Annotated in this window: 15 protein-coding genes; 3 read left to right on the plus strand and 12 right to left on the minus strand. The window is 67.7% G+C overall.

Annotation, left to right across the window (positions count from 1 at the left end):
• The first annotated feature begins 86 nt into the window (after positions 1-86).
• Positions 87-2,414 carry a patatin-like phospholipase family protein gene (locus AB4061_RS36020; protein WP_441640924.1) on the plus strand — a complete coding sequence of 776 codons (2,328 nt, stop codon included), beginning with the start codon at positions 87-89 and terminating at the stop codon, positions 2,412-2,414.
• On the opposite strand, the gene AB4061_RS36025 is transcribed toward AB4061_RS36020, so the two are convergent.
• Positions 2,411-3,646 (minus strand): alpha/beta fold hydrolase, encoded by a 1,236-nt coding sequence (locus AB4061_RS36025; protein WP_441640907.1) that lies wholly within the window; start codon positions 3,644-3,646, stop codon positions 2,411-2,413. The two genes, AB4061_RS36020 and AB4061_RS36025, sit on opposite strands and share 4 nt — an antisense overlap.
• Positions 3,643-4,956: an MASE1 domain-containing protein gene (locus AB4061_RS36030; protein ID WP_441640908.1), complete on the minus strand. Its 1,314-nt coding sequence runs from the start codon at positions 4,954-4,956 to the stop codon at positions 3,643-3,645. Before AB4061_RS36030 ends, AB4061_RS36025 begins: the two co-directional genes overlap by 4 nt.
• 276 nt (positions 4,957-5,232) lie before the next feature.
• Here AB4061_RS36030 and AB4061_RS36035 point away from each other — a divergent pair, with 276 nt between their 5' ends.
• On the plus strand, positions 5,233-6,234 hold the full coding sequence (locus AB4061_RS36035) for a Bug family tripartite tricarboxylate transporter substrate binding protein (protein WP_441640909.1): 1,002 nt from the start codon (positions 5,233-5,235) through the stop codon (positions 6,232-6,234).
• 34 nt (positions 6,235-6,268) lie between these two features.
• Here the strand turns inward: AB4061_RS36035 and AB4061_RS36040 are convergent, their stop codons facing one another.
• A complete protein-coding gene (locus AB4061_RS36040; protein WP_441640910.1) occupies positions 6,269-7,675 on the minus strand; it encodes a CoA transferase in 1,407 nt (468 codons plus the stop codon).
• A 131-nt stretch (positions 7,676-7,806) separates the two neighbouring features.
• On the opposite strand from AB4061_RS36040, the gene AB4061_RS36045 reads away from it, so the two are divergent.
• Positions 7,807-8,985, plus strand: coding sequence for a citrate synthase family protein (locus AB4061_RS36045; protein ID WP_441640911.1), 1,179 nt, complete (start codon positions 7,807-7,809; stop codon positions 8,983-8,985).
• Between the two features lie 118 nt (positions 8,986-9,103).
• Here AB4061_RS36045 and AB4061_RS36050 read toward each other — a convergent pair whose 3' ends face one another.
• The 9 genes from AB4061_RS36050 to AB4061_RS36090 all read right to left on the minus strand — a co-directional run bounded on the left by AB4061_RS36050 (position 9,104) and on the right by AB4061_RS36090 (position 20,200).
• Positions 9,104-10,540 (minus strand): amidohydrolase family protein, encoded by a 1,437-nt coding sequence (locus tag AB4061_RS36050; protein WP_441640912.1) that lies wholly within the window; start codon positions 10,538-10,540, stop codon positions 9,104-9,106.
• Complete coding sequence (locus AB4061_RS36055; protein WP_441640913.1) at positions 10,537-11,331, minus strand: ABC transporter permease; 795 nt, start codon at positions 11,329-11,331, stop codon at positions 10,537-10,539. The genes AB4061_RS36050 and AB4061_RS36055 overlap by 4 nt, the downstream gene beginning before the upstream one ends.
• Positions 11,332-11,373: 42 nt before the next feature.
• Positions 11,374-12,288, minus strand: a complete 915-nt coding sequence (locus AB4061_RS36060) for an ABC transporter ATP-binding protein (protein WP_441640914.1) — start codon at positions 12,286-12,288, stop codon at positions 11,374-11,376.
• Positions 12,289-12,334: 46 nt separating this feature from the next.
• Positions 12,335-13,372 carry an aromatic ring-hydroxylating dioxygenase subunit alpha gene (locus AB4061_RS36065; protein ID WP_441640915.1) on the minus strand — a complete coding sequence of 346 codons (1,038 nt, stop codon included), beginning with the start codon at positions 13,370-13,372 and terminating at the stop codon, positions 12,335-12,337.
• 49 nt (positions 13,373-13,421) lie between these two features.
• Entirely contained in the window at positions 13,422-14,417 is a 996-nt protein-coding gene (locus AB4061_RS36070) for an ABC transporter substrate-binding protein (RefSeq protein WP_441640916.1), read from the minus strand.
• A 467-nt stretch (positions 14,418-14,884) separates the two neighbouring features.
• Positions 14,885-15,316, minus strand: a complete 432-nt coding sequence (locus AB4061_RS36075; RefSeq protein ID WP_441640917.1) for a hypothetical protein — start codon at positions 15,314-15,316, stop codon at positions 14,885-14,887.
• Between the two features lie 80 nt (positions 15,317-15,396).
• A complete protein-coding gene (locus tag AB4061_RS36080) occupies positions 15,397-16,737 on the minus strand; it encodes an MFS transporter (protein ID WP_441640918.1) in 1,341 nt (446 codons plus the stop codon).
• Between the two features lie 64 nt (positions 16,738-16,801).
• Positions 16,802-18,313 carry an amidase gene (locus AB4061_RS36085; protein ID WP_441640919.1) on the minus strand — a complete coding sequence of 504 codons (1,512 nt, stop codon included), beginning with the start codon at positions 18,311-18,313 and terminating at the stop codon, positions 16,802-16,804.
• A 288-nt stretch (positions 18,314-18,601) separates the two neighbouring features.
• Complete coding sequence (locus tag AB4061_RS36090) at positions 18,602-20,200, minus strand: exonuclease domain-containing protein (protein ID WP_441640920.1); 1,599 nt, start codon at positions 20,198-20,200, stop codon at positions 18,602-18,604.
• Between the last annotated feature and the right edge of the window lie 195 nt (positions 20,201-20,395).

Below are 20,395 nucleotides of genomic sequence, written 5' to 3' on the forward strand. Positions count from 1 at the left end.
ATTGTCCAGGTTTGTCCATGTCCTGCTCTCTTTCACGCATCGCGCGCCGCTTGTGCACGCTGGTGTCCGGTTGTCAGCTGCTGCCGATGCTGCTTGCATTGGCGGCGCTAGCCTTGGCGCCGCAGCCCGCCGGGGCCGTGGATCACCCTGCGCAGCCGGCCAGGCAATCCACCGCCGACGTTGCCACCGAAGTTGCCGCTGAAGCTGCCGCTGAATCCGCCCCCGCGCACGAGCCGGGCAAGCGAGCGCGCGTGTGCCTGGTGCTGTCCGGGGGCGGTGCGCGCGGCTACGCGCATATCGGCGTGATCCGGGCGCTGGAGAAAATGCACGTGCCGATCGACTGCATCGCGGCCACCAGCATGGGCGCGGTGGTGGGCGGCTTGTACGCCAGCGGCTTGTCGGCGGGCGAACTGGAGGCAAAGCTGTCGCATACCAACCTGAGCGATATCGCCTTCGACCGCAACGAGCGCGCCGAACTGCCGCAGGCGCAGCGCGAGGATGACCTCCAATACCCGATCGGCATCTCGGCCGGCTACGGCGACGGCAAGATCAAGCTGCCCACCGGCCTGGTACAGGGCAACCGCCTGCTGGCGCTGCTGCAGAACCTGACCCCGCACCTGCCGGCCGACGGCGCCTTCGACAAGCTGCCAACGCCGTTTCGCACCATCGCCACCGACCTGGGCACCGGGGCCCCGGTCGTGCTGGACCACGGCTCGCTGCCGCGCGCCATCCGCGCCAGCGTGGCCGTGCCGGGCTTGTTCGCGCCGATCAAGGTGAACGGGCGCGTGCTGGTCGATGGCGGTCTGGTCAGCAACCTGCCGGTGCAGCTCGCGCGCGACATGGGCGCCGACGTGATCATCGCGGTCAATATCGCCTCGCCGCTGGATGATCCCGCCAGCCTGGACTCGCCGGCGGCGGTGACGCAGCAGATGGTCACCATCCTGACCAACCAGAACGTCGCCGTGCAAAAGGCGCTGCTCAAGCCAGGCGACGTGCTGATCGAGCCCCAGCTGGGCGACTTGTCCTTCACCGACTTCTCGCGCGCCAACGACGGCATCCAGGGGGGCTGGAACGCGGTGCTGGCGGCCGAGCCCCGGCTGGCATCGCTGACGCTGCCGGCGGACGCCTGGCAAAGCTACCTGGCGGCGCGCAAGGGCAGCCAGGCGGTGGCCGGCCCGGTGCGCATAGACGGTATCCAGATCCGCTCGGAAGGCCGGATCCCGGCCAGCTTCGTGCGCAAGTACCTGGGCGTGAACGAGGGGGACACCTACGACGCGGTCACGCTCAACCGCGAGATGGCGCAGCTCTCCACCTCGGGCGACTTCGAGAGCGTGACGCAGGAACTGGTCACGGAAGACGGGCGCAATGTGCTGAAGGTCGAGGCGCAGCAAAAATCCTGGGGCCCGCAGTTCCTGCTGTTCGGCTTCGGCGTATCCAATACCTTCAATGGCCAGGGCGGGTTCAACCTGCAGCTGGGGCATCGTTATCCCTGGATCACGCCTGGCGGGCTGGAATGGCGCAATGACATCGTGCTGGGCAGCACCCAGGCCAAGTGGCGCACCGAGCTGCGCCAGCCGGTATTCGACCGGCTGGGCTTCTATGTCGCGCCCTATGTGGAATACGGGCGCAAGCGCGTCGATCTCTATGGCGACACCGCGCCCAACCGCAATACCGACCCGATCACCGCCTTCCGGATCGACACGGCCGTCGCCGGCCTGGACCTGGGTGTGCCGCTGGGCCGGCTGGGCGAGTTCCGGGCGGGCGTGAACTACCAGCAGGTCAACTACTCGGCCGTCTATAACCTGCCTATCGGCACTGGCCGGCTATTCTCCCAGGCCCGTGTGCGCCAGCCCACCATGCGCGCCCAGCTCACCATCGACCAGCTCGACGATCCGCTGTTCCCGCGCACCGGCTACTATCTGCTGGCGACCAACGAGCTGGCCTTCGGCGGCACCGACAACCGCTTCAACGATGCCCATGCCAAGGCGCTCTGGGCCGCCAGCTACGGCCGCCACACGCTGAACCTGGCGGCGGAGGCCGCGGCCACCTATGGCGATCACCGCAGCGACAACAGCGTCAGTGGCGGGCTGGGCTTCACGCTGGGCGGCTTCCAGCATCTTTCGGCCTACGCGCAGGACCAGTTCTCAGGCAACTACCTGCTGTACGGGCGCGTGACCTACCTGAACGACCTGCGCGAGTTCATCCTGCCCGGGCTGCGCACCACCGTGGTGGGCACCAGCCTGGAGGCTGGCGACGTCTGGCTGCGGCGCAAGAACTTTGGCAACGGGCCGTTCAAGACCAGCGCCAGCCTGTTCATTGGCGGCAACAGCGCCATTGGCCCGCTGTACTTCGGCTTTGCCGCGGCGCCGAACGGGGTGTGGAACCTGTACCTGCAGCTAGGCCGCGTGTTCTAGCCCGCGGGCGCCGGCAGGGGCTCGTTGGCGCTCACGGCGTTATCGGCGCTGTCCGCCGGCCGGAAGGTCACCGCGGAGATGCGCCCGTTGCGCATGCGCAGGGTTTGCGTGCCTTGGCTGTGCCGGGCTTCGCCGTTCATGACAGAGGAGGCCGCAACGTCGATCTGCGCGGTGGCGCCCTCGATGCGCGGCGGTGCGGTGACGGCGATGCGTACCGTCTTGCCGGAGATTGCCTCCAGCTTGGCAAACATGTCGATGACGGCGTCGCGGTCGTCATAGCTTCCCGCCAGCGGATGCTCGCCCTGGTGGCGCCAGCGCACGCCGGGCTCCAGCAACGGGAACAACGCTTCGAACTGTCCGCTGGTGAGGGCCTGCAGGTATTCGTTCACCACGGTGGCGACCGCTTCCTCGGTCATCGGCACTTCCACCCTGGCCCGCGCCGGGCGGCGCGCCTGCGCGGGGTCGAAGCCAAGGAACTCGAGCACGTTGCTGACCACCTGCTCGCGGTCGTTGTCCACGCAGATCATGTGATAGCTGTTTTCCACCACCACCTTGCGCACGTCGGGGACCGTAGCTTCCAGGAAGTCGGCCGAACGCAGGCTGGTCAGCTCGTCCTCGCGCGCGTTCACCACCAGCGTGGGGCAGGCGATGCGGTGGGCGCCGTTGAGCACCCAGCCGCGCAGCCGGTCCACCTGGCGGATGCAGGCCAGCGGCACCCAGCGGTAGTGGAAGTTGTCGCCGCGTTCGAACTTGGCTTTGACGATGGCGCGCACGAGGTCGTTCTTGATGCCGAACGGCTCGTCTTCCTCCACCCGCATGCGCGCGGGCAGCGTGGGGATGTGATAGACCAGGTGCCGCAGCGCGCGGTACCAGGGCGTGGACCAGCCGTCGATGTAGACCGGGGCCGCCAGCGCGATCAGCCGGCCCTTGGTGTGATGGCGGCGCTCGGCCAGCGCCAGGGCCAGAAGCCCGCCCAGGCACATGCCCATGATGTGAAAGGTTTCGTACTGCCCGGCCAGCTCATCGTATGCCTGCGTCACGGTGTCGAGCCATTGCTCGGCCCGCACGGGCACCAGGTCCTCGGGCGTGCCTGCGTGTCCCGGCAGCGTCACCGCGTGGGTTTCCACCCCGGCGCGCCGCAGGGCCTTGTGCATCGGGCCGAGGTCGAACTGCGTGCCGCCCAGGCCATGGATGAGCAGGGCACCCGTGCCGCTGCCCTTGAGAGCCGTCATGCTGCGTCGCGCTCCTCGATCACAGCCGCGCCTTGCAGGCGCCATGCGCCGGCAATGACCGCTACGGTCTCGTCACCGTCGAGCAGCGGGCCGCTCATATCCAGCACCATGGTGCAGTCGCCCGCGGGCAGCATCAGGCGAAAGAGCAGGTCGGTGCGGGTTTCGCTACCCCCATCGCCACCCCCGTCGCCGTCGCTCTCGCGCAGCCAGCGGTCGCGCACCCGGGCGCGGTCGTCGGCATGCACGTGGGCCAGCACATTGTCGAGATTGCCAAAGGTATCTTCACGCACCCCCAGCGAGCGTTCCACGTCGCCGCTCCAGCGCAGCGTGCCGCTGCGCGGGTTCAGGCAATAGACCAGCTGGCCGCTGGCCGCGAGCGCCAGCTTGACATCGTTCTGGCGCTGCGCCGACTGCAGGTGCAGTTGCTCGCGGCTGGTGCGCAGCGTGCTGATCAGCAGCGTCAGCAAGGCGGCCACGGCCAGGTATAGCTGAGCCTCCATCAGCGAGCGGCCATGGTGGGCCGCGCTTTCGGCGAACGGGCCGTCGCCCTGGCCGGTATTGACCAGCACGAACAGCGCCAGGATCGCCACCGCCACGGAGCCGCCCCGGCCTCCCCACAGCAGCGTCACCACCGCGGCGAAGAACAGCGGGATATAGGTCAGCGCAAACACCACGCCGGCAGGCAGCGGGCCCAGGCTCTTGTTGTCGAAGATAAAGAAGGTGGTCAGCACCAGCGCGGCGAACGCGCCCAGGCCGAACAGGAAATCGCCGCCGCTCATGCCGCCCGAGCGCATGGCGCGAAAGCGCGACCAGCCCGCCAGCACCGGCGTGATGATCAGCACGCCCACCAGGTCGGCCGCGGCCCAGACGCGCGCGGTGCGCCAGAACGGCACGTCCTGCATGATCGTGAACCAGCCCGCGCCCACCGCGGCGCTGGCGGCGCTGCTGATCACCCCGGCGATCAGCAAGCCGCGCACGAAGGCCAGCCCTTCGAGCGAGAAGTGCGTGCGCCTGACCAGCGCCACGCCCACTGCCGCAAAGCCGATCTCGTCGAGCGAGAACAGCATCAGGCGCAGCGTGTCGCGCCCCTCCACCCAGCCCAGCAGCATCTGCGCGGCAAAGAACGCCAGCCCTACCGGCAGCCAGCGCGGCATTGGCGTCAGCATGAACGCGGCCACGGTCACGCCGGCCGGCAGCCAGATATAGCCAGTGGCGGAGAACGGGCCGTTCAGCTTGTGCGAGATGTAGCCGGAGCAGAAGTACAGTGCGGCCCACAAAAACAGGACGACGGCTCGGTTGGTTGGTTTCACGTTGGCTTTCCTTGGCTGATGCCCGGGCACGGATGCGAGGCCGGCGCGCAGCGGCCAGCCGTTATCTGAACGCGCCAGGCCGGCATGCGGCTGACGCAATGGCGCGGCCGGGCAGGGGCATCATAAGCCTGCACAGGGATATCTAGCATGGCGCCATGTAATAAAATCGTCACAATTAAGGGTGTTCGCGGGTGTCCGGCCGCGAGTCCGGCCAGGACTCGCCCCGGCGCACACCGGCAAGGCAAGGCCGCAATATAAACGAGGAGAAAAGACCTGATGGCGAAGTACACATTAAATAACCGATTCCTGCCCGGCTTGCCGGTGCTGCTGGCCTGCGCCGCGCTGCCGCTGGCACTGGGCGCGGCCCCCGCCGCCGCCGCCTGGCCGGAAAAGCCGATCCGCCTGGTGGTGGGCTTCCCGCCGGGTGGCCCGGTCGACACCCACGCCCGCCTCCTCGCCGAGAAGCTGCAGCCTATCCTGGGGCAGTCAGTGGTGCTGGACTATAAGGCTGGCGCGGCCGGCAACATCGGCTCGGATTCCGTCGCCAAGGCCGCGCCGGACGGCTACACGCTGCTGCTGGCCAATACCGGCCAGATGGCCATCAATGGCGCGCTCTATCCCAAGCTGCCTTACGTGATGCCGCGGGATTTCGCGCCGGTGGCCCGCACCGCGCTGATTCCGCTGGTCATGGTGGTCAATAACAACGTGCCGGCCCGCAACCTCAAGGAATTCATTGGCTATGCGCGCGCCAATCCCGGCAAGCTGAATTTTGCCTCGGGCGGCAACGGCGGCATCTCTCACCTGATGCCGGAGATGTTCAAGCAGGCCAGCGGCACGTTTATCGTCCACATTCCCTACAAGGGCAGCGCCCCGGCACTGACCGACGTGATGGGCGGCCAGGCGCAGATGATGGCCGACTCGATCCCGCTGTTCACGCAATACATCAAGGCCGGCAAGGTGCGCGCGCTGGCGGTGACGTCCAGGCATCGCTCGCCGGCCTTGCCTGATGTGCCGACCATGGAAGAGGCCGGGCTGAAGAACTTCGAGGTAGTCGGCTTCTACGGCATGCTGGCGCCCGCGGGCACGCCCAAGGAGGTGGTGGCCAAGCTGTCCGGCGCGCTGCAGGCCGTGCTGGGCGAAGCCGATACCCGCGCCAAGCTGGACCAGCAAGGCGCCGAGGCAGCCTGGCAGGGCCCGGAGGCCTTCGGCCAGACCATTGCCACCGAGCAGAAGCGCTGGGGGCAGGTGATCAAGGCTTCCGGCGCGAAGATCGACTAAGCGCGCCCACGCCGGGGCGGGCTGCCGCCGTGACTTACCACTGCGCCAGCGCGGTACCCAGCTTGCCGGCCGGACGCTCCCAGTGCATTGGCGCACCTTGCACCATGGCGGGCGGCCTGATCCGGCGTGCCGGGCCCCATGTGGTGTTCTCGGCGACTGCGGCCAGGTCGGCGGCCGTTTCGGGGGCCGGCATTGGCTCTTGGCCTTGCGGGACCGCGCCCGCCACCAAAAGATGCGCCGTGCGCGCCAGCGAGGCCCGCACCTCGCAGCCGGTGCCGGTCGCCAGGCGCTGCATCAGGCCGCGGATGGCCGCTGTTGCCATCAGGTAGCCGGTGGCGTGGTCGATGGCCTGCACCGGCAGCGGCTTGGGGCGGTCCAGGCCCGCGGCGCGCATGCCTGCATCGGCAATGCCGGTGCTCATCTGGACCAGGCTGTCGAAGCCGCGCCGGCCCTTCCAAGGTCCGCTCCAGCCATAGGCATCGAGCGACACATCCACCAGCGCGGGATTGATCTCGCGGCGCCGCCGCGCGTCCAGTCCAAGCCGCGCCAGGGCCTCGGGACGGTAACCGTGCACCATGACGTCGGCCTGGCTCAGCAGCCGCTCCAGCACCTGCCGGTCCGCCGCGCTTTTCAGGTCGAGCCGGGCGCAGCGCTTGCCGAGCACCACTTCCGGCACGGTGCCTGGCTCTTCCCAGCCGGGTGGGTCGATACGCAGCACATCGGCGCCGAAGCCGGCCAGGAAGCGGGTGGCCACCGGGCCTGCCAGGATCCGGGTCAGGTCCAGCACGCGGATGCCGCGCAACGGGCGGTCCGGGGCGATGGCCCAGGCCGGCCGTGGCCCGCCAGCGGTCGTCGTCCAGTGCATCAGCGGTTCGCTGTTGACGGCGATCCCCTGCGGATGGGTTGCCCATTCGGCCACGGAGCGCATGGCCGCGGCGCAGCCGCCGTTTTCGACGATGGTGGCTTCCAGCGCGCCGGCATCCCATCCGGATACGGCCTGGGCAACGGCGGCCTTGTCCGCATGCGCCGCCACGCCAAGCACGGCGAGGGCCGCGTCGCGGTGATGTGGCGCGTTGGTATGAAGTCGGATCCAACCGTCCTTGGCCCGGTAATCGCCGGCAACCGGATCCCATTGCGGCGGCAATTCCCAACCCTGCGGCCGCAGCGAAGTGCCGAACCATAGCGAAGCAAGACGTTGATCTACCTGGACATGCGGCGCATGCCCGCAGGCCTGGTGGATCAATTCGGCAATGGCCAGGGCGGCTGCGCCGACGGTGGCGGTGGCCAGGCTGGTGACGGGGAAGACCGCGGGCAAGTGACCGGCGCCGGCCACCGCGATGTGCTCCAGCCACGCGGCATCCCCGTGTACGCCACGCCAGATCTCACCAAGGAAACGGGTCGTGGCTGTCGTGGCTGTCGTGGGACTCGTGGCTGAATGCATGGATTCTCCGGGGGCAGGCATGGCGCGCTCTCTGTCAGGGGGGCAGGAATCAGTGCTTTGCAGCATAGGCGCCTTGTTTTAATAGTCAATATTGATTAACTTAATCAACTTATTACCCGATTTCGCCGCCCGTGCCCCGCTACCTGACTTCCGCCGAAGCCGCCGCCCAGCTTGGCGTCTCCCGCCAGACGCTGTATGCCTATGTCAGCCGTGGCCTGCTGTACGCGCACGATGGTGAAACCCACCGCGAAAGCCGCTATCTCGCTGACGACGTCGCGCGGCTGGCCGGTCAGCGCACGCGCGGCCGCAAGCCTCGCGAGGTGGCCAAGGCCACGCTGAGCTGGGGGTTGCCCGTGCTGGAATCCGGGATCACGTTGATCGAGGATGGACGGCTTTACTACCGGGGTGTGGATGCCGTTGTGCTGGCCGCGTCGGATACGGTGGAAGCGGTGGCCGCATTGCTATGGCAGTGCCCCCAGGACGCGGCATTTGGCACGGCGCCGCTTGCGCCGGCGCACCTCGCGGCCATGCAGGCGGCCTTCGCCGGGCGCCGCAGCGAGGAGGCGCTGCTGCCGCTGTTTACCATCGCCAGCGATGACGACCCCACGGCGCAGTGGCAGAAATCACCGCAACGCGTTGCCGAGGGCTGCGGCGTGCTGGTGCGTCTGCTGGCGGCCTGCCTCCTGCACACGGCGCCCGCCAGCGCGCCGGTCCATCGCCAATGCGCCAGCGCCTGGCAAGTGGACGAAGACGGCGCGGACCTGATCCGCATGGCGCTGGTGCTCTGCGCGGACCATGAGCTGAACGCGTCGAGCTTCACGGCGCGTTGCGTGGCGTCCACCGGCGCCAGCCTGCGCGCATCCGTGGTCGCTGGCCTGGCCGCGTTGACCGGTGGGCTGCATGGCGGGGCCACCGCCCGCGTAGAGGCTCTCTGGGACGAGCTCGGCGACGCTCCGCCCGCATCGAAGCTGCGCGAGCGGCTTGCCCGCGGCGAGAACCTGCCGGGGTTTGGCCATCATCTCTACCCCGCCGGCGACATCCGCGCCGTCGGCCTGCTGGCGCGGATACTTCCCCATCACCCGCAATGGCAAGCATTCATCGACGACGCTTTCGCGCTGGTGGGGCAGCGGCCATCGATCGATTTTGCACTGGTGGCGCTGCGCCGGCATCTGCGGCTGCCGCCCGGCGCGGCCTTCGGCATGTTCGCGCTTGGCCGCTCCATCGGCTGGATCGCGCACGCGCTGGAGCAGCGTGCCGATGCCGAGCTGATCCGCCCGCGTGCCGCGTACGTCGGCCCGCGGCCCGGCTAGCCAGGATCGAGCCGCAGTTTCGGCGAACCGCAGCCCGATCAGCCCCACGAGCGCCAGGCGCAAGAAAAACCCCGCGGCCAGTTCGCGCTGTACTGCGTCAACGACGTGGCGCCTCGGGTTATGCCGCGCGGTGCTGCAAGCGCAGCACCGCGTCGCGTGCGGCAGCGCCAAGCTCGGCAAGGTCCAGCCCCGGGATCGCATCATGCTCCACCACCATGCGCCCACCCACCAGCAGCGCGCGCAGTGCAGGGCGCCCACCGCTGGCCACGGGGGCGATGGCCGGATCGTGCAGGCCAAAGCAGCGCGGGTCGTCGAGCCGGTAGATGGCGAGGTCGGCCGCCTTGCCCGGCTGCAACGTGCCCACCGCATCCAGGCCGAGCACCGCCGCGCCGCCCGCCGTGCCCCAGCGCACGACATCCTCCACGCGCGCGGCGTCGGCGCCACCTTCATGGTCGCCACCCTCGGCACGTGGGCGGGCGCCATGGCCTCGCCGCGCGCGCTGCAGCAGCCACGCCGCATGCGTCTCGGAGATCATGTCGGCCGCTTCGTTGGAGGCGGCGCCGTCCACGCCGATCGACACCGGCACGCCCGCGGCTTCCAGCGCCGGGATATTCGCGATGCCGCTGCCCAGCCTGCCGTTGCTCTGCGGGCAGTGCGCGATGCCCGTGCCGGTTGCGCCGAGCTGGCGGATTTCGTCCGCGCCCAGTTTCACCAGATGGGCGAACCAAACGTCGCGGCCCAGCCATTCGTGCTCGCCGCAGAAGGCCACGGGTGTCGTCTGGTACTTGTAGCGCGCGGCGTTCTGGTATTCCACCGTCTCCGACAAATGGCTGTGCAGCCGGATGCCAAGCCGGCGCGCGGTGCGCGCGCAGGTGCGCAATTCCTCGGGCGACATGGAGTAGAGCGGCGTGGTGGGCGCCATCACCACGCGGCGCATCGCATCCGGCGCGGGCTGGTGGTAGCGCGCGGTGAGCCGCTCGCAATCGCCCAGGAACTGGTCGAGCGTTTCGGGGCGCAACGCCTGCGGCAGCTCGTTCTCCAGCTGGCGCGTGCGGGTGGCGCCGCCACGGCACAGCACAAAGCGCAGTCCCAGTGCATCGGCTTCCTCGAACAGGATGGCCGAGCTGTCGTAGGGCATGCCGGGATAGTAGAGATAGTTGTGGTCCGCCACCGTGCCGCAGCCGCTGCGCACCAGTTCGATCAGGCCGATGCGGGCGGCAAGCCGGAAGGTGGTTTCGTCAAAGGCGGCGCGGAAGCGGTAAGGCGTAGCGCCGAGCCACGGCGTGAGCGTCAGGTTCAGCCCCGGCGGATCGCCCTTGAGCAGTGACTGGAACAGGTGATGATGGGTGTTGACCCAGGCCGGGTAGACCACGCAGTCGGTGGCGTCGATGATTTGCTCGCCGGGGCGCTGCGCCAGCTTGCCGATGGCTTCGATCGTGCCGCCGGCCACGCGCAGGTCCGGGCCGGCATGGCGCTCACCCTCACCCTTATCGTTACCAGGAAGGCCAGTCAGGATGGCAGTGGCGTTGCGGATCAGGATGGTGTTGGTCGTCATGCCAGCTCGCTTTCGTGCCAATGGGACAGTGCCATGCGCGATACCACCACCATGGCGCCGAACAACGCGACGCCGGTCAGCGTGATCAGGAACAGCGCGGCGAACAGGCGCGGGATATTGAGGGCGAAGCCCGCCTGCAGGATCTGGTAAGCCAGCCCCGCGCCCGTGCCGCCGGTGCCCGCCACGAACTCCGCTACCACCGCGCCGATCAGCGCGAGGCCGCAAGAGATCCGCAGGCCGCCGAAGAAATACGGCAGCGCGCTGGGAATGCGCAGGCGGCGCAAGGTATCCCAGCGGCTCGCGCGGTTGATGCGAAACAGGTTGAGCAGCCCGGGGTTGACGCTGCGCAGGCCCAGCACCGTGTTGGAGATGATCGGGAACACGGCCACCATGGTGGCGCAGATCACTAATGCCAGCGTCGGCTCCTTGACCCAGATGATGATCAGCGGCGCGATCGCCACCACCGGCGTGACCTGCAGCAGGATCGCGTAGGGAAACAAGCTGGCTTCGATCAGGCGGCTCTGCACGAAGATGAACGCCGCGGCGGTGCCGACCACCACGGCCAGCGCAAAGGCCAGCATGGTGATGCGCAGCGTCACCCATAGCGAGCCGCACAGCAGGCTCCAGTCTTCCATCAGCGCATGGCCGATGGCGGTGGGCGTGGGCACAAGGTACGCGGGCACGGCGAGCGCCGTGCATGTCGCCTGCCAGGCGAGCAACAGCAGCACGCCGACGGCAAGCGGGGCGGCCACGCGCTGTACGGCGGGGCGCGACAGTAGCGGGGGATTCATGGGGGCTCCTTGTTGTCCGTGGGACCGATGCGGCTGCCGGGCTCAGTGCTCGTTGGGGTCGGCGCCGGTGTTGGCCTGCGCGAGCAGCGCCGACAATTGCGCGCAGTACCGCATGAATGCGGGCGAAACACGGAAGGCCTCATCGCGGGCTTCGGGCCCCTCGATGGCCACGTCGGCAATCACGCGGCCCGGCCGCGCCGCCATCACCACCACGCGGCTCGACAGGTAGACCGCCTCATAGATGCTGTGGGTGACGAAGACCACCGTCAGGCCGCGCTCGGCCCACAGCGCGCGCAGGTCGGCGTCGAGCTTGTTGCGGGTGAACTCGTCGAGCGCGCCGAAGGGCTCGTCCATCAGCAGCAGGTCCGGGTTGGTCGCCAGCGCCCGCGCGATCGACACGCGCATCTGCATGCCACCCGACAGCTCGCGCGGATAGACCGCGGCGAAGCGGTGCAGCCCCACCAGCGCCAGCGCGCGCTGCACGCGTTCGTCGGCGTCGGCGCGCGGCATGCGGGCCAGGTCCAGCGGCAGCCGCACGTTGTCGGCCACGCGTGCCCAAGGCATCAGCGTGGCTTCCTGGAACACCATCGCCAGCGTGCGGCCGGCGCTGTCCGTGGCGCCGTTCGCACCGCTCGGAAGGGCGGGGTTGCCCCACCAGCGCATATGGCCCGCCGACGGCGCCTCCAATCCGGCAAACAGCTTGAGCAAGGTGCTCTTGCCGCAGCCGGAGGGCCCCAGTAGCGAGACGAACTCGCCTGGCTTGATCGCCAGCTTGACGCGCTCCAGCGCCACGGTGCCGTTGGGGTAGGTCTTCTCGACCTGGTTGGCGAACAGCAGCGGCGCATCGGCATCGCGCCGGCTGGTGCCAGCGGGCTCGCCGCCGGCGTTGGGCGCAAGGCCGCCGGCGCTCGGGGCTGCAGCGCGGGCTTGCATGGCACTGCGAAAGAGGACGCTCATGGCTGTCTCCGTATGGAATGGTTCCGGGGGCTGTCCGAAGTCCGGCTTAACCGCGAACCACGGGAATGCGGAAGGTTTCCTTCTCGCCATGCCGGGTGAACAGCTCCATCAGCATCTTGCGCATCAGCAAGCCGGGTTTATCGGATTCCATATGGAATTCAACGCGGCGGCGCGTGTCCACGCAGGCGTCGTAGTCGGTTGCTTCCAGGATGTCGCGATCCTCGGCGACGATAGGCGCATCCCAGTCGATCAGTTCCTGCGTCGAGCAGTCTTCCTCGCTGTCATTGCGGTACAGCCATTGCGACAGCATCACGCTCTTGTCGTCGATCGGCGTGGCGCAGTTGTAGATGATGTGATGGCGCCCGCTGGCCGGATAGGTGCAGCCGAAGCGGCGCGTGAACGGCAGGTCCCAGCGGTTGAACATATGGCGATGCGTGATCGGCTCGGTGGTGCCGGTAACACGGTGGCCCGCCTCGATATTGCGGATCGGCACCAGCGTTTCCGCCTCGAAGCCCCACTCGCGCTGCTGCAGCTCGTACTTCTCCGGCTTGGGCTGCTCCGGCAAACCAAAGTTGGCGCGGTGCACGAAGCTGAAGTGCGAATTGTCGAAGGCGTTCTCCATCACGCGCAGCGAGCTGGTGTTCCACTTCTCGTAGAACTGGAAGATGCGGCGGTAGGCGGGGTCGCCATCCTCGGGGAAATCGGGGATGGGCTGCAGCGGATCGTCCAGCGCCACCCACACGTAGCCGTATTTCTCTTGCACGTGATAGGCCTGCACTTTCGCGCCGGAAGGAATGGCGTTGTCCGGCGCTTGCGGAATCCGCACGCAGCTGCCCGAGCAGTTGTATTCCCAGCCGTGGTAGCCGCAGACGATGTCGCCGCGCTCGTTGACCCAGCCCTTGGACAGGCGTGCGGTGCGGTGGCAGCAGCGGTCCTGCAGCGCCGCGGGCTTGCCGTCGGTGCCCCTCCACAGCACCAGGTCCTCGCCCAGCAGGGTAAAGGGCTTGGGGCCGTCGTCGAGCATCGAGATCGGCATCAGTGCATACCAGAAGCGGCGCAATACGGGCTGTTGGGTGACCAGCATGTCAAATATCCTTGTATGGGGTTGAGCTTGAACAGCGAAGCTGCGCGCTTCAGGGCATGACTTTCAGGTCTTTCACGAACTGCGTGGTGTAGGCCTGTTTCCAGTCGGTATCGGCCTTGAGCAGCCCGGCGCCCACCATGAAGTCGCGCGTCTTCTGCCAGCGCGCGTCGGTCATCACGCCGATGCCGTAGCGGGCTGCGTCGCCACCGCCAACCATGTGGTACTCCTTGAGTTTCTCCACGCCCCAGGCGAGCTGGTCGTCCTTCATGTTGGGGTTCTCCTGCTTGATCAGCGCATTGGCCGGGGCAGGGTCCGCCAGGTAGCTCTTCCAGCCTTCCATGCTCGCCTTGACGAAGCGCGCGACCACGTCCGGCTTCTCCTTGACCATCTTCTGCATGGCGACGATGGTGGTGCCATAGGGCGGATAGCCATCGTCGGCGAACAGGAAGAAGCGCGTCTTGGCACCGGCCTTGCTGGCCGAGAACACTTCGGAAGAGGCATACGCCTGCTGGGCCGATTGCGGATCGGCAAAGAAGGGCTGCAGGTTGAAGGTGTAGACGCGCGACTGCGATTCCTCTAGCTTGTACTTGCCCTTGAGCCACGGCCACCAGGTGGTGCGTCCCGAGGTGGAGACCAGCACCGTGCGGCTCTTCAGGTCGGCCAGGCTCTTGACGTCCTCGTGGGTCATCATGCCTTGCAGATCGGTCTGGAAGGAGGTTGCCACGGTGGTCACCGGCACGCCTTGCTCCACGCTCTTGAGCACCTGCAGGTCATAGCCCATCAGGAAATCGGCCTGGCCGCTGGTGAGGATCTGCATGCCGTTGACTTGCGGGCCACCCATGCGCACGGTGACATCGAGGTCGTACTTCTTGTAGATGCCCTTCGCCACCGCCTGATAAAAGCCGCCGTGTTCCGCCTGGGCATACCAGGAGGTGAGGAACGTCACCTTGTCGGCGGCGCGCGCGGTGGCGGGGACGGCGGCGAGCGTGAGCGCGGCGCAGGCGCCGGCGATCAACAGGCGGCGCAAGGGGGAGGGCGTCTTCATGGGGGCTCCTGTGCGGATGTTTGCGGAGGAAAACGGGGCGGGTATGGCAACAGGCGGGCAACGGCGCAGGACGCGGGCGGCGGCATGGCCGCCGGACGCGTCTGCGAAATGGAATAAGGGCGTGAAGATGGGGGACATCGTGGGCGCTCTCTTTTCTCTCGTGCCCGGCCTGGTGGCCGGATCCAAACGCCCGGATGCCTCGCGATGCGAGTCAGCCAGGCGTGCGACCGGATGGCCGCGAGAGCAATGTCCCGCGCCGGCATGCGCCTGCCCGCTGGGGGAGGCGCATCGGCGCTAACCGCTTCTACTCGATAGCTTGTTCAGCAAGAGGTGTGCCAACGGCAGCGGCGAGCGCCGCGCCCCAAATGCGCCGGATCGTGGCAAGCCGCTGAGCGGCCTGGTGCACGATCGCCTGCCTCGACGCGCGATGTGCACCAATTCGGTGAGCCGCGCGGTGGCCGGTGCGATCAGGAGCTCGTGCTGGCCCTGACCAGCCCGCCGCAGCGGCCTAGCACAGTGGTGACACAGCACGCGTTGCCCGACCAGTCGCCACCGATCACCAGGCCAGTGGGACCAGCGATCAGGCGGCGATGGCACAGGCCGGGCACCAGCAGGGGCTCGGGTGACGTGGGCGCGCGCGCATCGCGCGGGCCGCCGCCCGGCGCACGCGCCGGCGGCACCTCCTCGGTCCACAAGTAGGTTGTGCCGCCCGGCACGGCCTGCACGGATTGCGGCGGGCCCCATTGCGCCTTGGCTTGCTCGATCGGGGCGGCTTGCCACGAATCCAGGATGCGCTGCATGGCGGATTGCTCGACGCTTGCGCAGCCGCCCAGGGCGATGGCGGCGAGTGGGGTCAACCAAAGGCGAGGGGAGATGGAGGGACGGCGAACGACAGACATGGCGGCTCCAGGGGTGCAGGCATGCCCCTCCGTGCAGCCTAGCTTAGCCGCCTGTCTCGCCGCAAGCGGCTGCGGGCGCTTTATGCGGGCTTGCCCACAGTCGGCGCCAGCGCGGCCTTGCCGGCATCCCGGGACGGCTCGTGCGCGCTGTCGTCGCCGCCGGCCTGGCCCAGGTCCATGCCCTTGGTTTCCGGCAGCAGCAAGGCGGCGCCCATCACCATCATGTAGCCGACGCCGGCCACGATGGCGATCGCCAGTGGCAACGAGGTGCGGCCGGTGCTGAGCCAGCCTACCGTCAGCGGGAAGAGCGAGCCGATCACGCGCCCGACGTTGTACGAGACGCCATAGCCTGTGGCGCGGATGTCATTGGGGTAGGACTCCGAGATGGTGGCACCGATGCCGGCGAACACGCCCTGCATCAGCACGCCCAGCGGGAAGCCAAGGAACAGCATCGACGTGTTCGATACCGGGATCACCATATAGACCAGCGCCATGACAAAGGCGCCGGCGGCAAAGGCGATATAGGTCAGGCGGCGGCCCCAGCGGTCGGTGGCATAGGCGCCGGCCACGTAGCCCACCAGCGAGCCAACGATCGTCATCGCCAGGTAGGAGCTGGTGCCGAACACCGACAGCCCGCGCTCGGTCTTGAGGAACGTCGGCAGCCAGGTGGCAATCGCATAGTAGGCGCCCAGCATGCCGCCCGACAGCAGGCTGCACAGCACGGTCTTGCCCAGCAGCGGCCTGTGGCCAAGCCGCGCCAGCTGCTGCCATGCGGTGGGCCCGCCGCCGTCGCCAGCGGCAGCGCGTTCGGCCTGGCTCTTGGTGAAGACTTCCGGCTCCTCCAGGTTGCGGCGCAGGTAGATCACCACCAGCGCCGGCAGGATGCCCATGAAGAAGCAGACGCGCCAGGCGGTTTCGGCCGGGAAGATGCTGAAGGTGATGGCGTAGGCAATGGCCGCCGCGCCCCAGCCGAAGGAGTAGCTGCTGGCGGTGAAGCCGGAGTATTTGCCGCGGTGTGCCGGGTTGCGGATCATTTCCGTCACCAGCACCATGCACAGCGAGGACTCGCCGCCGAAGCCCAGGCCCTGGAGCATGCGGAAGGCCAGCAGCTGCTCGGGGGTGTTGGCCAGCCCGCACAGGAAGCAGGCAACGGCAAACACCACGATGGTCCAGCGCAACACGCGCACCCGGCCATAGCGGTCAGCCAGGACGCCCGCGCCGATGGCGCCCACCAGTGAGGACACCAAGGTCCAGGTGACAATGGCGCCTGCGGCCGATTTGCTCATGCCCCACTGGGTGAGCAACGTCGAAATCAGGAAGGAATAGATCATGAAGTCGAACACGTCGACCGCATGACCGAGGAACGCGCCGTAAAACCCCTTGCGCTCCATTGTCGATAAATCCTTGAACCAGGTGAACATGATCTCTCCTTCGTGTCTTTGCTTCGGGGGCGGTGCGCTGGTCTTTTTATGGCGCCGGGGCGCGTTACACCGTGTGGGACTGGGACTGGGCCGAGGCCGGCGGCGGCCGGAAGGCAAAACCTGCTGCTTCCAGCAACTGGGCAAAACGCAATGCGGTCAGGTCCGCGAACCTTCCGGCGACGATCTGCACGCCCACCGGCAGGCCACTGCGGYCCGGGCTGATCGGCGCTACCGTCGAGGGCAGGCCACACAGGCCGGAGTGCCCGGCCCAGAACAACTGGCTGGTGAGCGGTTGCGCCCGGCCATTGACCTGGAGCATGCGCTGCCACGGCTCGCCGGCTTCATCCAGCGCAAAGGCGGTGGTGGCCGCTGCCGGGCACAGCAACACGTCGACCTCGCCAAAAAAGCGTTGCCAGGCCTGCGCGAAGGTGGCCCGGGCTCGTTGCAACTGCAGCCATTGCCGGTGCCGGATGCCGGCCCCGGTGAATTGCAGCGTGGCGTAGCTGTGGTCGTCGGGCTCGGCGTCTGTGGCACGGGCCAGCGCGGCATCGAAGCCAGCGTCATCCATATGGACCGACGTGGTAGCCCGCAGCATCAGCACGTAGGTGTGCCAGAGAGCCGAGGCATCGAAGTCCGGGCGCGCGTTCCAGCGCACCTGGGCGCCCTGTCCCTCCAGCCAGCGGCCGAGCTTTTCGATTTCGCCGCTGACTTCCCCGTCGGCCTCGCACAGCGGATGGCTCGGCAGCACGGCGACGCGGAAGTCGGCCAGCGCGCGCTTGTCGCATGGCGGCAGCGTCAGGCGATAGGCCTGCGCTTCGATGCCGTCCGGGCCAGCCAGCGCCCGCAGCAGCAGTTCCAGGTCGTGCGCGCTGCGCGCCAGCGGCCCCGCCACGTTGATGTCCTGCTCGCCGTAGCCGTGGCCGATGCCATGGCCGCGCAGCGGCACCAGCCCGTGGCTGCTCTTGTGCGAGAACACGCCGCAGTAGTGTGCCGGGTTGCGCAGCGACGAGCCGATGTCGGAGCCCACGTCAAAGAAGCTCATGCCCGCGCAGACCGCCGCCGCGCTGCCGCCGGACGAACCGCCCGGGGTGCGGCTGGGGTCTCGCGGGTTGCGGGTGGTGCCGTAGATGGCGTTGTAGCTTTGCCAGTCGCGCAGCCCGATCGGCACGTTGGTCTTGCCCAGGAGGACCGCGCCAGCCGCGCGCAGGCGCTCGACCACGGCCGAGTCGCTGGTGGCAATGTTGTGGCGCTGCGCCGGGTTGCCGCACGTGGTGGGCCAGCCTGCCACATCGAAGGATTCCTTGATGGAGAAGGGAATGCCGTCCAGCAAGCCAAGCGGCTCCCCGCGGCGCCGGCGTTGGTCGCTGGCCTCGGCCGCGGCGCGCGCGGCGGTGAAATCCGCCAGGATGAGGGCGTTGATCTTCCGATGCGAGGCGACATAGGCTGCCTCGCACCAGTTCACCAGGTCCTGCGCGCTGGCGTCGCCTTTGGCCAATAGCGCCGCGGCTTCCCGCACTGGCAGGAAGCACGCCTCTGGCGGCCGGGTGTCGGTGCTTGCAATGTCTTGCCGCGTCACGCATTCGCTCCGTATCGTGGGGTCCGTTGCCATGGCGCCCGGGTTGGGGGCAATCGGGCCTGTCGCTAGAATCGGTATACTATATTCATAGAATCGCCGAGAGCAAGGCAAATGTTAGAGCGCCGGCGATTCGCCGCGTTCTGGTGCAATGCAGCAGGTTTTGGCACAAATCCGGGGTTCTTTGGAAAGGAGCGCTAGACATCGCGCACCTTGGTGGTGCGCGAGTTATGAGGTGTTTGGTATACCGTTTGTGGCCTATAGCCTGGTTGGCAGTTGCCCCGCCCCCGCCTAGCGGTCGAAAAAAGGCAAGGCCTGTTGGTCCGGGCTTGGCGGCTTGCGCCGGTGGGGGCCCGCCGGGGTCGATGTCGTCTGCGGCTGTGTTTCCGGCTGGGGCGCGGGCGGTGGTTGCAGCTCGAATCGCCGCACTGCTTCCAGCGCAACGGCACTGGCGAGCAAGGCCGGCAGCCTTGGCGCCAGGATCTGATAGGTGTCCAGGTCAAAGCGCGCGGGCGAGGACAACAAGCCTGGCGCCTCCTCCAGCGTGGGCACCGAGCCCAGGTAGCACCAGTCTTCCAGGACATGCCACCACGCCTTGGCGCCGTGCTGCTCGCGCCATGCCACTGCACCCGCGAATGGCCAGGGCTGGATCGCCAGGTTGGCCAGTGCTGTGACTGCCCGCAAGCGGTGCGCTGCGAGGGACTCGTCGCCGGTGCAGGCGCCCAGGCAGCGGTGCAGCTGACGCGCGAAGCAGGGCAGGCCGCGCCGCGCGGTTTTTTCCAGGGCGAGGGCGACCTGGCAGAGCTGATGGGTTTGGGCCAGTTCGGCCAGCCGGGCCTGGGCGCTGGCCCGGCTGGGAAAGGCGCCATACAGATTAGGGTGCCGGCTGAAATCGGTATTGCGATCCGAGCGCAGTATCGGCGCGCTCAGTCCGGGCGGCAGTTCCCACGTGTAGAGCCCGGCGTTCTGGCGCAGCATCTGGTTGTGCAGCGGCTGCATCGTCTTGATCAAGTGCGCTTCCAGCAGCAGCGCGCCGGCCTCACCGCCGGTCTCGCGCCATTCGACGCGGCGCACCGCCCGCGCCAGCCGCATTTCCAGGGCGGCACGGTGATCGCCGGAGAAATGCGCGCCAATGCGTTGGCGCAGGTGGATGCTCTTCCCTATATAGAGAGGCATGTCCTGGTCGCCATAAAAGAGATAGACGCCAGGGGTGTCTGGAACGTCGTCCAGCGCGGTTTCTTCGAGCCCGGCTGGCAGGCTTGCCCGCTTGATCAGCGACTGCACCGCGGATTCGACCAGGTCCATCGTGTAGAGCTCGTGGACCTTCTGCCAGAATTGCCACAACAATTCGGCATCGGCGAGAGCCCGGTGCCGGCCCTTGGGTTGTAACTCGAACCGGGCGATCAGCGCATCCAGCCCGTGGCGCGCCGCCGAGGGAAACAGCGAGCGGGAGAGCCGTAACGTGCACAGGACATCGGCGCGAAAGGTGACGCCGACGCGGCGGAACTCATTCTTGAGGAAGCCATAGTCGAAACGTGCGTTGTGCGCCACGAAGAGCTTGCCTTGCAGCCGCTCCGCAAGCGTCTCGGCCAGTGACTCAAAGCTCGGCTGCCCACGTACCATGTCGTCGGTGATTCCGGTCAGCTGCTGGATAAATGGCGGGATGCCAATGCCCGGGTCTATCAGGGTGTCCCATTCGACGATGCCGTCCGGTCCCACTTCCACGACGCCAATCTCGGTAATACGGTCGCGGGTGCCGTCGGCGCCCGTCGTTTCCAGGTCGACGAAGACAATCGGGCGTGAAAGTGCTGCTGCCAGCGCTTGCGCATCCAGATACCGGGGCATATCCGCCGGCTGGTGCGATGGCTGGTAGATAGGAAGGTCAGGCATCCGTCGATTCTAATAGATGGAGATAGCGGTCGCGCGACCCTGCGCCGGGACATGGAAGCCTGCTTCATCACCGTGTCACAGACCGTTCTGAAGAAATTCAAGAAAACGCTTGCCAAGGCCGAGGGGGTCCCCTATGATTCGCCCCCTCGCAACACGAAACACCGCTGCAAAGCAGACGGGACAAGGGTTGCGGGG

The sequence above is a fragment of the Cupriavidus sp. YAF13 genome, from assembly GCF_052113425.1.
Taxonomy (GTDB): Bacteria; Pseudomonadota; Gammaproteobacteria; order Burkholderiales; family Burkholderiaceae; genus Cupriavidus.

What these genes read in the sequence shown, in the direction of transcription:
- AB4061_RS36040 (WP_441640910.1), bottom strand. Translation starts at nt 7,675, where the DNA reads ATGCATTCAGCCACGAGTCCCACGACAGCCACGACAGCCACGACCCGT.
- AB4061_RS36090 (WP_441640920.1), bottom strand. Translation starts at nt 20,200, where the DNA reads ATGCCTGACCTTCCTATCTACCAGCCATCGCACCAGCCGGCGGATATG.
- AB4061_RS36050 (WP_441640912.1), bottom strand. Translation starts at nt 10,540, where the DNA reads ATGACGACCAACACCATCCTGATCCGCAACGCCACTGCCATCCTGACT.
- AB4061_RS36065 (WP_441640915.1), bottom strand. Translation starts at nt 13,372, where the DNA reads ATGCTGGTCACCCAACAGCCCGTATTGCGCCGCTTCTGGTATGCACTG.
- AB4061_RS36075 (WP_441640917.1), bottom strand. Translation starts at nt 15,316, where the DNA reads ATGTCTGTCGTTCGCCGTCCCTCCATCTCCCCTCGCCTTTGGTTGACC.
- AB4061_RS36070 (WP_441640916.1), bottom strand. Translation starts at nt 14,417, where the DNA reads ATGAAGACGCCCTCCCCCTTGCGCCGCCTGTTGATCGCCGGCGCCTGC.
- AB4061_RS36055 (WP_441640913.1), bottom strand. Translation starts at nt 11,331, where the DNA reads ATGAATCCCCCGCTACTGTCGCGCCCCGCCGTACAGCGCGTGGCCGCC.
- AB4061_RS36025 (WP_441640907.1), bottom strand. Translation starts at nt 3,646, where the DNA reads ATGACGGCTCTCAAGGGCAGCGGCACGGGTGCCCTGCTCATCCATGGC.
- AB4061_RS36060 (WP_441640914.1), bottom strand. Translation starts at nt 12,288, where the DNA reads ATGAGCGTCCTCTTTCGCAGTGCCATGCAAGCCCGCGCTGCAGCCCCG.
- AB4061_RS36035 (WP_441640909.1), top strand. Translation starts at nt 5,233, where the DNA reads ATGGCGAAGTACACATTAAATAACCGATTCCTGCCCGGCTTGCCGGTG.
- AB4061_RS36080 (WP_441640918.1), bottom strand. Translation starts at nt 16,737, where the DNA reads ATGTTCACCTGGTTCAAGGATTTATCGACAATGGAGCGCAAGGGGTTT.
- AB4061_RS36020 (WP_441640924.1), top strand. Translation starts at nt 87, where the DNA reads ATGCTGCTTGCATTGGCGGCGCTAGCCTTGGCGCCGCAGCCCGCCGGG.